This is a genomic window from Microcoleus sp. B3-D7, assembly GCF_036705305.1.
In the GTDB taxonomy this organism is placed as follows: Bacteria; Cyanobacteriota; Cyanobacteriia; order Cyanobacteriales; family Microcoleaceae; genus Microcoleus.
In genome coordinates this window covers 1-12,515 of sequence record NZ_JAUBUE010000029.1, presented here as the reverse complement: position 1 = coordinate 12,515, position 12,515 = coordinate 1, and the positions used below count along the sequence as shown (strand labels likewise).

The 12,515-nt window shown below is 45.2% G+C and carries 8 protein-coding genes and 1 tRNA gene; 6 read left to right on the top strand and 3 right to left on the bottom strand.

Features of this window, described 5'->3' with window-relative positions; genetic code table 11:
* Nucleotides 1-251: 251 nt before the first annotated feature.
* Together QUB25_RS19030 and QUB25_RS19025 are read left to right on the top strand one after the other, a co-directional pair.
* The gene (locus tag QUB25_RS19030) at nt 252-1,001 is read left to right on the top strand and encodes a DUF3747 domain-containing protein (protein ID WP_333185114.1); all 750 of its coding nucleotides are present in this window, start codon (nt 252-254) and stop codon (nt 999-1,001) included.
* A 288-nt stretch (nt 1,002-1,289) separates the two neighbouring features.
* On the top strand, nt 1,290-1,523 hold the full coding sequence (locus QUB25_RS19025; RefSeq protein WP_333185202.1) for an S-layer homology domain-containing protein: 234 nt from the start codon (nt 1,290-1,292) through the stop codon (nt 1,521-1,523).
* 355 nt (nt 1,524-1,878) lie between these two features.
* On the opposite strand, the gene QUB25_RS19020 is transcribed toward QUB25_RS19025, so the two are convergent.
* The 3 genes from QUB25_RS19020 to QUB25_RS19010 all read right to left on the bottom strand — a co-directional run bounded on the left by QUB25_RS19020 (nt 1,879) and on the right by QUB25_RS19010 (nt 7,306).
* A complete protein-coding gene (locus QUB25_RS19020) occupies nt 1,879-2,769 on the bottom strand; it encodes a hypothetical protein (protein ID WP_333185112.1) in 891 nt (296 codons plus the stop codon).
* Nucleotides 2,747-7,051 carry an AAA domain-containing protein gene (locus QUB25_RS19015; RefSeq protein ID WP_333185110.1) on the bottom strand — a complete coding sequence of 1,435 codons (4,305 nt, stop codon included), beginning with the start codon at nt 7,049-7,051 and terminating at the stop codon, nt 2,747-2,749. The genes QUB25_RS19020 and QUB25_RS19015 overlap by 23 nt, the downstream gene beginning before the upstream one ends.
* 182 nt (nt 7,052-7,233) lie before the next feature.
* Nucleotides 7,234-7,306: transfer RNA gene (locus QUB25_RS19010), tRNA-His, on the bottom strand.
* 637 nt (nt 7,307-7,943) lie between these two features.
* Here QUB25_RS19010 and QUB25_RS19005 point away from each other — a divergent pair.
* The 4 genes from QUB25_RS19005 to cobA all read left to right on the top strand — a co-directional run bounded on the left by QUB25_RS19005 (nt 7,944) and on the right by cobA (nt 12,173).
* The gene (locus tag QUB25_RS19005) at nt 7,944-9,479 is read left to right on the top strand and encodes a serine/threonine-protein kinase (RefSeq protein WP_333185108.1); all 1,536 of its coding nucleotides are present in this window, start codon (nt 7,944-7,946) and stop codon (nt 9,477-9,479) included.
* 194 nt (nt 9,480-9,673) lie between these two features.
* Complete coding sequence (locus QUB25_RS19000; protein ID WP_333036883.1) at nt 9,674-10,357, top strand: manganese catalase family protein; 684 nt, start codon at nt 9,674-9,676, stop codon at nt 10,355-10,357.
* A 266-nt stretch (nt 10,358-10,623) separates the two neighbouring features.
* Nucleotides 10,624-11,367, top strand: coding sequence for a sirohydrochlorin chelatase (locus tag QUB25_RS18995; RefSeq protein WP_333185106.1), 744 nt, complete (start codon nt 10,624-10,626; stop codon nt 11,365-11,367).
* Nucleotides 11,364-12,173, top strand: coding sequence for a uroporphyrinogen-III C-methyltransferase (gene cobA / locus QUB25_RS18990; RefSeq protein WP_333185104.1), 810 nt, complete (start codon nt 11,364-11,366; stop codon nt 12,171-12,173). The genes QUB25_RS18995 and cobA overlap by 4 nt, the downstream gene beginning before the upstream one ends.
* Nucleotides 12,174-12,515: the final 342 nt, after the last annotated feature.

Here is a 12,515-nt window from a genome sequence, read left to right as displayed (position 1 = left end):
TTAGAGGCCGAACAGCTTATCAAGTTCCTCGCTAAAATAACGGTTATAACTTTGTAGTGAGGACTCAAGTCCTGATAAAAATTCGCTCGGACTTTAGTTCTCACTAGGAACCAAGGTGACGATCGCCGATCGATCGCACTTGGTACCACCGGAACAAGAGATGGTAAAATTCTATCTTGTTGTTGGAAGAGGGCGAATTTTTTATATTCTAGATAAGTCTCATCACAATAAGGAGCCAATAGGGAAAAATCATGAAACATTCATTGGCACGAACACTAGCCGCACTGGCAGGTTCAGCAATTTTAACACTTGGCGCGATCGGTTCGGCTAAAGCATTTACTTTTGACGAAACCGACATTAACCAAGACCGAGTAATTGTCATCGCCCAACCCCGCCCTTCCGGTGGCTACCAATTGCTAATTCTAGAACAAGTATCTGACAAGCGAAAATGCTGGAGCGAAAGTGGCTCTAATCCCGTGAAAGTCGATCCCTTATTAGTTAGTTTTGATTTCACCGGTATTTGTGGCCGCGCAACTGACAGCAACGGCTTTTCAATTCGCATGGCAGGCACCGATTTAGCATTAAAATACACCCTAACTTTGGAAACTGTTGATGGCAATGTTCTACTAATTGGAACTCCGGTAGATTACCAAGGTAAATCGGTGATTATCGGTCGCACAAACGGCGATGTTAACGACTTCATGAAAATCACTCTCGATCCTGCTTGGCGATTGAGTAAAAGAGCTTATCAAGGTCGCACATTAGGTCACTTTTATTTCACTACCAATCAATCCGCACCGGAAGAAATTGGCAATACCGGAGGCAATACCGGAGGCAATACCGAAGCAATACCGCAGCCAATACCGCAGCCAATACCAATACCAATACCGCAGCCATCACCGCAGCCATCACCGCAGCCAATACCGCAGCCAATACCGCAGCCAATACCGCAGGAAATACCAATACCGCAGACAATACCGCAGGAAATACCAATACCGTAGGCCATACTGGCTTTTCTACAATTCGGAGATAGCTACCGATGATATCTACGCTTCCGAAATTAAAGAAGCTGTGGGCTTTGGATTTGTAGCCCGGTTTTCTCAAAATAATACCTTTCGACTGCAACTTCCTGTTACCAGAGAGCAATTGGTATCTTTAGTATTGGAATCCTGGAAAGGAATACAAGATGCTATATCACATTTCCTAGCAATGTTTCTATCCGTCCCTATAGCGATGTTGATATTCTCCGCTGGAGTGCCTGAAAAGTTCTATTTGCGCGGGAAAACAAGATAGTTAGCGGTTATCAAGATGGAACTTTTAAACCTACGCAGTCCGTCACTCGCGCTGAATTGATGGCGGTGCGCCTTCGAGCGGCGGAATTTGGTTTGTCGGCGCGGGGAATGAACCGGGATTTAGTTGCTAAAGAGCCGTCTAAAACTTTTTCAGACACTCAGAATTATTGGGCTGCTTCTATTTTTGCTCAAATGTCTTCTTTCTTATTGTTCTGTTTCTGCCGCTTTTAAGGAAATTGGCGATTGGTTTGCTTTCGATGATTCTGCAAAGCGGAATTATGCGGCGGCGGCTACTTGGCGGATGCTGAAATGCGTTAAGGCTCAGTAGGGCGAATTAGCTCCCCGACTTCTTCAAGAAGTTGGGAATCTAAGTATATTGCACAATTACCTCATTTGTTGGTTAATAGTTATATGTTGTACTCTTGTCAAGAACGGGCAAGATGCCCGTTCCACAAAAGTTGATTTTATTGTGAAACGGGCATCTTGCCCGTTCCTAAACAAGTAATTGAGAATAGTGCAAGATATCAGTTAATCAGGACTTTAGTCCTTACTACAAACCAGTTCGCAATCAGAACTTTAGTCCTCATCATATCGTTTCCTTCCGTTTCTTCTTAGACGGCTTTTTAGGAGTTTTCTGGACTGGGATGGTCTCGGATTCTTGCTGTGCGATGTCTGGGGTTACTTCACACAAGTCGTTCAAGGAAAGTTTTTGTTGCGATTCAAGTTCGTTTAGCAAGTTTGAAGCTGTTTCTAATATTTGCTTTCCCTGTCTGACTTGAATAGTAGTTTTATTTTCGCTCGCATCTAGCAACACAAAAATCGAAACTGTTTGCCAAATATCTAAATCGTCGCCGACGACATCGCAAGCAGAGACAATTTTGCCGTTTTCGGGGACGTGAATTCCTAAGCCGGAAGCTTGAATTAACGGCTGGATTTCTGCTAGACTTAAATTCGCAAGGTCGCTAATTTTATGTTCGAGCGAGACTAAATCTGCTAAATCTGGCAAGTTGACCGATTCTGTCGCTAAAGCATCGAATTTAAAGGTAAGAGTTTGATTAAGCGAATCGGAAATGGCATAAATTGATTGAATTTGCGATCGACTAACTGCACCTTTCTCGAAAAAATCTCTACCTTGCGGGGCGATCGCAATTTTTCCATTTTCAGCCACCTCCAAGCTTTCCAAACTAACCAGAGTCGCCGCCGTAGTCTTCACAAAAATCTCGTCTAACCCCAGCAAATCCGCCAATTCCTTCAAAGTTGGCGCAGGTTCAAACTCAACACCCGCCCGCAAAATGAACTCTTCCAACACGTTAAACTCGCGCGGTTCGCTAATCGCCACCTCCAGGGGAGTTTGGCGGATTGCAAAGCGGAATTGACGCGCCGCCAACACTGACAAACCCGGATTTTGTTGCTCAATCTGTTCGGCTAGCGAACTTAAATTTGAGTCTATGGGTTTAGTTGAGGACGCTAGAAACATCTACAAAACCTCCGCAGTGACGCACCGTTTTTGAAACTTCCTGATACATTTTTCCCACTGTACCTGTTTGTTGAGTAAATAAATCGTGGCAACCGACAACTACCAGCAATTCTTGAGCGCGGGAAAATGCCACATTCACCCGTTCCGGTTCCTTAGCAAATCCAATATCGCCCCTAACATTATTGCACACTGTGCTGACAATAATTACAGGTCTTTCCATGCCTTGAAATATGTCAACTGTACCAGTGCGGATGCTCAAAGCAGGGAATCTTTCGCCTTCGATTCTGTCTTTAATTGCATTTAATTGAGCAGCATAAAAAGTGATAATTCCGATTTCTTTCGGCGGTTCACCGTCAGCAACTTTGGGCTGCCAAGCTGTCTCCATTTGTTCGCACAAACGCTCGATCGCATCAATTTCCTTGACATTCAACCGCGAAGTACCCTGTTTTTCTTCTTCAAATCCTTGTCCGATGGGCGTTTTCACCCACAGAATGTGATTGTTTTCTTGAATGATTCTACCTGCCAGGTTGTGAGCGCGCTTGGTGTCAGCTTCCTGAATGCCACAGTTGAGTTTTTGCTGGTAAAACTGATTGATGGCGCCCATGATTTGTGGGTGCATTCGATACTGAGTTGTCAGCATTTTTTTGATGCTGTCGCTGGCATTTTCAAACAAAACTTTGAACAGCGATTCTTTGATAAAGTTAAGTTCGTCTCCGGTACAGCCGATGTCTTCGGCAATATCGTCGATCGTACTTTGATTAAACATCGGCGGCAATTGCCTGTGATCGCCCACTAATACTAACTTTCTGCCTTTCAAAGCGGGAATTAATAACTCTGGGGGAGTGCATTTGCTAACTTCGTCAATGATAACTGCATCAAAGCTGGGAAAGTTTTTAGTAAAATCGAAGCTAGCAGCTTGCACGCAAGTAATGCCGATAACGTTGGCATTGTCAATATAAATTTGCTTTAAATCGTTGCGGTCTTTTTCTGATGGATTGCGAAGTTTTTGAATCCAATCTGTCACAAACTTTTGAGAACGATTTAGGGCTGTTTCTTCTTGTTCTAATTTCCGCTCCCAAGTTTTGAATAAACGCTTAATTTTGTTTAAAAAAGCTACGGTGAATAATCCTGTATTCGGAACTTCTGGCTGATATTGGGTCGGGATAGTTTGCCATGCTGACTCCCACCAATTTCTCTCAACAAGTAATGCTGCTGTCGGTTGCTGCTGTTGCAGTTGAGCAGTAATTTCGCTCAATTCTGTTTGAAGTTCGGCGAGTTGTTGCTGCAAAGTTGCAGCCGCAGTTTGCAGCGGAGATAAATGCTCGTCAAGAGTGTTTTTGATGGTCTCCAAAACCTCAAAAGGGTCTAGATCGGCAATGGATTTTTCAAGCTGAATCGTGCTGGATTTCCAAGCATCAACTTGCTTGACAAACTGCTGCGGTTGCTCCCAAATATTCGATTTTTGGGCGAGATATTGTTCGGATAAAATCCGCAACTTTTCAGGTACATTTGGCTGTTGGACAATTGCTTGCAACAAATTAGTAACTTCGCTAATTTTTAAGTTAGCCTCTTGCTGCGCTGTTTCTACCTGAAGTTTAGCGGCGGATATTTGCTGCTGGTTCAATGTTTGACCGATTTTATCTAATAATTGTTGCTGTTTGATAAGCTGCTGTTCGGTTTCTGTTTTCAGAGGAACCACGCACTGACGCGCATTGGCGAGGATACTGTGCAGCAATTCTTTGACTAGGCGATCGAAGGTAGCCTGGATATGATTTGGATGCAAGGATTCACTATAAAATTGTTGAATGCTGCCTAAGAAAGTACGAGCTTTCTCGATGATAAATTTGCGTTGACTTTGGCTGACTTGGGAATAGCTGGCGAAGTCTTTGGCGAGTTGTTGCCACTGTGTACGATCGCCCGCAGAGAGCACGATCGGCGTTTGACTCAAATTTAGGTGCAGAAACTCGCTAAACCGGAACTGTTGCCCTTGTATGTCCTTAAAACCTGCGCTTTCTTCGTGGGATATCGCCTTTTGCAACCGCTCCAAATCGGGCAAATTGATTTTGCATTTGGACGGCACGATCGGCAATTTGAGCGATCGGCCAATTTTCAGCAATCCTGGTGGCAATCCTACCATATCATCCGTGAGCATTGCGCCCGTTTCCCAGCAAGTTTTCACGACTTCATAAAGTCCCGTATCCGCTGTCTCGATCCACTGTGCAACGGCGACGACAACGGCTGCAATTTCCGCTTTTCGCAATTCCAAATTCTTGATTTTCTGTTCGAGATTGTGGCGGTGTGTCTGATTTTGCCGATCGCCCAATTCGAGTTGATTCACAGCCTCCGACATCTGCCGCGACACCCGCAACGACTCCGCAACCGCCGACATAGCGTGACAAACATCATCAGCGCGATCGAATGCCGTCTTAAATTCCGATATTTGCCCTGCTACAGTTTCCTGCAACCAAACCGCAATTCCAAACGCGCCGCAAGCAGGGCGATCGAAGCCGATTTGAGTAGCATAGCTGGTGGCAATGCGAACATTTGCCATAAAGTTTTCTACTAAAACATTGCCTTCTGAATAAGGTTTTAGTCTGGGCATAAACTCGGCAACTTCTGGAGATTCCCAGTTGACATTCGGCGCATCCAGCAAATTTCCTAGCCCGCTAACTAGAGATTCAATATCGCTTTTTTCTGTTAAAATCTTTTCATAAGCTGCTGCTTGCTGGTTGCACTTTTCCTCAATATTTGCTTGACTGTCATGCAGGTGTTTTAGTTCATTAAAAAAATCTTTCTCTGCTGCCCAGTAGGCGGTAAATCGCTCTGATTCTGCCACCAACTGCCGCAAAGATTTGACATTAGTCAGGCGCTGCGAGAGCTTTTCTTCGCAGTCAGTCGCCGTATTTTGCAGCCAAGTGCCGATCGCATTTTCCTCTAAAAACGGCTGCCCTTCTTCCTGCACCTTATGAGCTTTTCCCTTCCGCAAAGCCCGAATCGCCGGATTGTGTACTAACCGACTCAAAGCATTGTCTACAGCCAAATTTGCTTGGGAAGCAATGAGCGTTTTGCCGCCCTGACTGGCAATTTGATAGCAAATCTCTGCAATCACAGTCGTTTTGCCAGTTCCCGGCGGGCCTTGAATCAAAATTAAATCCCGTGCCGAAAGCACCGTTTCTACAGCGGCAAGTTGGTCGTCATTAGCATTGCGATTTAATAATTTTTCCCGATCCAATTTAATCATTTTTTCAGGCAGTCTCGCCTGAGAAGCATCGAATAAAAACTCACTCAAATAGGGATTTTGAGCGCGCCCGTCTGTCAGCATTTTTAAAGCTTTTTTCTTGCGTTCGATCTGACTAATATCGCCCGCAGCCTCAAAATATAAGAATCCTTGTTTGGGCAGTTGATATCTGCCGCCCGCCATGCGATATCCTAAATCAACATCTAACTTAATCCGTAATTTACCATGTTCAAAGTCAATTTCAGCGATGCTACCCAATGTCTCTCCATCGCGGCTGCTTCTGCTTCCGGGCGGCGAATCAAATAGAATAATTTCTTCATTTCGCGCCTTTTTTAGCCTGTCGCGAAAGTCGGTCAATTCTAAGAAATTTTCCTCGTAGCCGTCAAGAGTTGCGGAATTACGATCGATTTCAAAAGTGACGATTTTGAAGCCGGAACCGTAATTGTGTCCTCGGAAAGGTACACAAAATTGACGCGCTTCCGCGATGCGTTTTTCTACATTTAAAAAAGTATGCCAAACTTTTAGTTGTTCGGTAGTCGGTATGTGTCTGTCGTCCCAAAAAGGCATTTGTTGGACGCGGGCGATCGACTTTAGAGGAATTGGCGATCGACTGTTAGCCAAAAGTCGCAACTGAACCGGCAAAGCATACCCATCTTTCCTACCTCTGGGAACCGCCACCAAACCAGCATCCAGCAGTTTTAAACCGCCAATTCCGTCTTCACAGCGTACAGTTGCTAACAACCGCAAAGTGCGATCGGCTTTTTGCAACAATTGGGGTAATTCAAAATCATCTCCATCCGTAGCAAGGAGTAATTCCCAGATTTCTTCTTCAGAAAATCTCTCATTTACCTTTTGGCGACGGACGTAGAAAAGATTGTGGGATTTGCCAGCTATCTCCGACATCAGAATTTCCGCACGCTCTTTGCATTCCCAATCGCAATATTTCCCTAAAGCCCCTTCTCCTTCTATATCCAGAATAAACTTATTAATTGTGCGATCGCCACTAAATTTATATCCCCAATCTTCTGTTACTAAAGATGGCATATTTTGATGTTAGATGTTAGATTTTAGATTTTAGATTGGATTTAAGATTAGCACATCGGAACTTGTGGCGACAGAACCGCGACATCCCAATAAAAACTAAGGTGTGCATTGCACACCCTACGACCATCGCAAATTACCGTACAGGCGACGGGCGATCGTATTAAACACTTTAGAATCAAAAGGGCGAACGATGGGACTTGAACCCACGAATGGTGGTACCACAAACCACTGCCTTAACCACTTGGCTACGCTCGCCGTATCAGTTTTAACTATAGCATCAGATCTCAGCACAAGTCTAGGGGTAGGGCAAAAATATTTTGAAATATTTCTGAGCGTCCCTGAACCGGACAGATCGATTGTGCCTCAAGTTCCATGCACAGTAAGACTATAGCACAATTTTCGCTCTGGGCGATCGGCCTGTGCGATCGGCAATTATCTCGCCCCCAGCAGTCATGCGGCCTGGGTTCGGTAGCTTTGGCAGCCTCCCGATTCGATCTAGCGCATTAAAATAGCCTTATCAGCCCAGGCGCATCTACATTTTACAGTCCTGTTTGATAAAACTCACCTCTGGCACCATTTTTAAGAACAGGCAAGATGCCTGTTCCACAAAGAATGAATTTCTTTTAGGGTGGGATCTTCTAGCCCGCCCCTAAAAGCCTTATTGAGAATGGGGCAACATCTCAGATGAAATGCTTGTGGGGTGTCCCGCCCGCCCGAAAAATACAACGCCCGAAGCGGGACAGCTTATCCCACACCGCATGAGTTTTCCACCATCCCTTTTCTCTCTCTTCTCTCTTCCCTATTCCTTCGCGCCGCTTCGCGTCTGCGCGGTTCGTTTAAAAAAAAGTCTTGTCCGCAATCTAAAATTTAAAATCTAAAATCTAAAATCGATATGAGCTACTGTGTGAACCCTGAATGTCAAAATCCTCAGAACTCCAACGCCGCACAATTTTGCTTAAACTGCGGCTTTAACCTGGTGCTGAGACAGCGATATCGCCCGATTGAACTTTTAGGTAGAGGCGGATTTGGTAAAACTTTTCTAGCAATTGATGAAGACATCCCATCTCTACCCCCCTGTGCAGTCAAGCAATTTTATTTTTACGACCGTGACCCCGAAATTTTCAACAAAGCCGTTGAATTATTTCGGCAAGAAGGCGTCCGTTTAGACGAACTAGGAAAACACCCGCAAATCCCTACATTATTAGCCTGCTTTGAACAAGAAGGTCATATTTATTTAGTTCAAGAGTTTATAGAGGGATCGACTCTTAAACAAGAATTAGACAAGAGTGTATACGATGAAGAGCAAATTTGGCAACTGCTGCAAGACTTATTGCCCGTGCTGCAATTTATCCACGACAAGCGCATCATTCACCGCGACATCAAACCTGAAAATATTATCCGCCGACAGTCAGACAACAAACTCGTATTGATCGATTTCGGCATTGCCAAACTGCTGACTGATTCAGCTATGCTTCGTCCAGCAACGGTCATCGGCAGTCAAGATTATGTAGCTCCCGAACAAATGCGCGGCAAAGTATTTCCTGCTAGCGACCTTTACAGTTTAGGTGTTACTTGCATTCGCCTAATGACGCAAGTTCCTCCCTTGGATATGTACGACTGCGACAACGAGCGCTGGTGGTGGCGCGAGTTTCTCCCCAAAGCCACGAGTCTTAGCGACGAGTTAGGTGAAATTTTAGATAAATTGCTGCAAACTCGTCTCACTCAGCGGTACAGTTTTGCTGCGGAAGTTTTGCAAGATATCCAAGCAGCTTTAGATATTCGCCATCAAAATTTGCTTTCGCCCCAAAAATTGATCGCTCCTGCTCTCGATAATAGCGGCAACTCAACCGATCTCAGCGCCCTACAAACTCCTGATTCTCTAATTTTACCGACCAATGCCGTCGCCGATTGTGCAGAAGATTTTTCCTTATCTGTTACTTCAAATACTTCAAATATCAAGCCAACCCTAATTTCTGCACGGGGAGTTGATTATACCAAACTGCGCGATTTTTTGTCTAACAAAAAGTGGAAAGAAGCCGATCGCGAAACTTGGGGTCTGATGTGTCAATCTATTTCCCAGGAACCGGGAACTCAGCTAGAAATTAGCCAAATTTACCAGCTTCCCTGCGAAGATTTGCAAACACTCGATCGCCTTTGGTTGCGCTACAGTCAAGGTCGGTTTGGCTTCAGCGTCCAAAAGCAGATTTATGAAAGCGTTAAGGGAGACTATATCAGATTTTGCGATCGGGTCAACTGGCAAACCTACAATTCTGCTAATACTTTAGGGCAGATTAAATTTAGTCAGCAAGCACCAATCGGACACCTCCCCTCTCGCAGTTGGGTTGGCGGCATTCAGTGGCTGCGGCATCTCGATGCCCTGTCAGCAAAATTAACCGAGTGCGACAATAATGCTGCTCCTAAATTGTAATGTTTATACCGACTAACTAACTAAAATTTTAACTTTAAACTCTACCTGAAAGCAGAGAAATTTGTCGCGCTAGATGTAACCAGCGACCGAGGTTCGGTGCGATCGCTTGTCGCACAATGGATGCTGAAGGTGAACACAGCTACAAGTCTGCAATCCAGAGACTGTAACAACAGAATTAAAAGAGGTATCGATCCATGTTTTTTCACAAAAAACAATTAATGGCTGCGGTGACAGTAGACGAAGCCAACCCGCGTTTTGCCCAATTGCTCCTAGAACAGTTTGGCGGAGCAACCGGAGAACTCACAGCAGCTCTGCAATACTGGGTGCAGTCCTTTCACTGTGAAGATGCAGGGATTAAGGATATGCTCCAAGATATTGCAATAGAAGAATTCAGCCACTTAGAAATGGTGGGCAAACTCATCGAAATGCACACCAAAAACGTTGACCAAACAGAAGCTTATAAAAGCACTTTGTTTGCGGTGCGCGGTGTAGGTCCGCACTTGCTTGATAGCCAAGGTCAAGCTTGGACGGGTGCTTATGTCAACGAAGGTGGCGATGTAGTGCGCGATTTACGCGCTAATATCGGTGCGGAAGCAGGAGCTCGCCAAACCTACGAAGAGTTGATTAAACTAGCACCGGATATGGGAACGAAAAAGACCCTGCACTTTCTGCTGACTCGCGAAATTTCTCACACTGAAATGTTCATGAAAGCTCTCGAAGCGTTGGGTAAACTCACCGATCCGCTGTTCGGTAATATTCCGCCAGATTCCACTGTGGATCTCTACTTTAACTTGTCAACAAATGGCAAGGATGAACGCGGCCCTTGGAACTCAGAACCTACTTTCCAATACATTGCCGATCCCGCTCCCAAAGGTTAATTTGAGAGTTGTTTAGATTGTGTGGCTTAGAAGATTTAAGCCCATTATTAAGTAAATTTTAAGCCGCGCACCTTCTTTTGTAAGGTGCGCGGCTTAGAAGATTTAAGCCCTGTGTTGAGTAATTTTCAAGCTGGGTACTTTGCTTTAGTTGTTAGAGGTGCGCGACTCGGAAGCTTCCGGTTGAGGGTTGAGTATTTTTCAAGTCACGCGCCCTACGGTGTTACAATTATTTGAAATCCCGATCGAACATTAACATCAAATCCATATTGAAATTGCGATCATCCACCTATTTATTAGTCTCTCACGGCAGCCGCGACCCCAGACCCCAACTAGCTTTGGAAAACCTAGGTCAACTGCTGTCTCAAAATTTGGCTGACTCGTTCCCCGCAGTAGCAACCGCCACCTTAGAACTTGGGCCCGCACCGCTGCACGAACAAATTTGCAGTTTTGGCGAACGTACCCTGTCGCTGGGACTGAGAGAATTGCAAATCCTGCCTGTATTTTTATTGCCGGGAGTTCACGTCGCCGAAGACATACCCGCAGAGGTGGAAATTGCCCAAAAAACTTTTGGTGACAAGCTAAAAATTGAATTGCGCCCGCATTTAGGTTCCCAGGAAGCAGGCTTAACAAAATTGGTAGAAAGTCAGATGCAAGAGGTGACTTTTCTCCCCAATCTGCTATTGCCAAAATGGATTTTATTATCTCACGGCAGCCGTCGCCCCGGAGGTAACTCGATTGTTGAGGAAATCGCCAGCCAACTCGGTGCGCTGACAGCTTATTGGTCGGTAAAGCCGAGTTTGGAAGAGCAAATTGAGAGTTTGGTTCGTGGTGGACAGCAGCAAATAGGGATTGTGCCATACTTCTTATTTAATGGAGGAATTACAGATGCGATCGCGAAAAATGTCGCACAGCTAAAGCAGCAATTTCCTGCGGCGGAACTTCATCTCGCAAATCCTCTAGGCGCAAGTGTACAATTAGCAGACTTAATTGGGAATTTAATTCAAAAATGAACCGCAGAGGCAAAGAAGAGGTAAAGGAAGAAAGAAAAATGTCTTTAGGAAAAGTGTATTTAGTAGGTGCGGGCCCCGGAGATCCGGGTTTGATGACTTTGAAGGGAAAAGCTCTGTTAGAATGCGCGGATGTGGTGATTTACGACGCTTTAGTCAGCCCTCAAATTTTGGCAGCAATCAACCCCCAAGCAGAACGAATTGATGCCGGAAAACGCAAAGGTCGTCACTCGTTAATGCAGGACGAAACCACTCAACTAATGATAGAAAAAGCTGGAGATAATGCGCTCGTAGTTCGTCTCAAAGGCGGCGATCCATTTATTTTCGGCCGCGGCGGCGAAGAAATGGAAGAGTTGGTAAAAGCTGGAGTTTCAGTAGAAGTCGTCCCCGGTGTAACTTCTGGGATTGCGGCCCCTGCTTATGCGGGAATTCCTTTAACACATCGATCGTACAGTTCCTCTGTCACCTTTGTCACCGGTCACGAATCAGCGGGAAAATATCGACCGGAAGTAAATTGGCAGGCGATCGCCCGTGGCTCGGAAACCATTGTAGTATACATGGGAATCCACAATTTGCCTTACATTATCGGCCAGTTAACAGATGCAGGATTGAGTGCAGAAACGCCCATAGCGTTAGTGCGCTGGGGAACGCGGCCGGAACAAGAAGAATTGATCGGGACTTTGGGTACAATTGTAGAGCAAGTTGAGGCGGTCGGATTTGCAGCACCTGCGATCGCAGTAATCGGAAACGTCGTCAATTTGCACTCAATATTGTCTGGCTGTCGGCCAGTTTCTCAGACTGTAGAATAAGCGGGAAAATTGGGTCAGAAGCGATCTAATTTCGATCGCTTTGATTTCGCTCCCTCTGATTTGGCTCATCAGCGGAGACGAGGACTCGCTCGATGTCATTCCAATGTCATTCCTGGAGGCATAAATGACATAAAAATGTCATTGCTCACTCTTGAGTGTTAGCTTTCGCGCTCTATTATGGGTGTTGCACCAAGTTGAATGATTAAGAGAACAGAGGAATCCGCCCGTACTTAACCCTCTTTTGTCACTCTACGCAGAGGAAAACTTGCCATAAGGGATATTGAGGTTTTGAAAAATTGAACGAGTTAAATTATTGACAAGCATTTGAAGCTTAAAAAAGCC

What these genes read in the sequence shown, in the direction of transcription:
- QUB25_RS19030 (WP_333185114.1), top strand. Translation starts at nt 252, where the DNA reads ATGAAACATTCATTGGCACGAACACTAGCCGCACTGGCAGGTTCAGCA.
- QUB25_RS19020 (WP_333185112.1), bottom strand. Translation starts at nt 2,769, where the DNA reads ATGTTTCTAGCGTCCTCAACTAAACCCATAGACTCAAATTTAAGTTCG.
- QUB25_RS19005 (WP_333185108.1), top strand. Translation starts at nt 7,944, where the DNA reads ATGAGCTACTGTGTGAACCCTGAATGTCAAAATCCTCAGAACTCCAAC.
- QUB25_RS19015 (WP_333185110.1), bottom strand. Translation starts at nt 7,051, where the DNA reads ATGCCATCTTTAGTAACAGAAGATTGGGGATATAAATTTAGTGGCGAT.
- QUB25_RS19000 (WP_333036883.1), top strand. Translation starts at nt 9,674, where the DNA reads ATGTTTTTTCACAAAAAACAATTAATGGCTGCGGTGACAGTAGACGAA.
- cobA (WP_333185104.1), top strand. Translation starts at nt 11,364, where the DNA reads ATGAACCGCAGAGGCAAAGAAGAGGTAAAGGAAGAAAGAAAAATGTCT.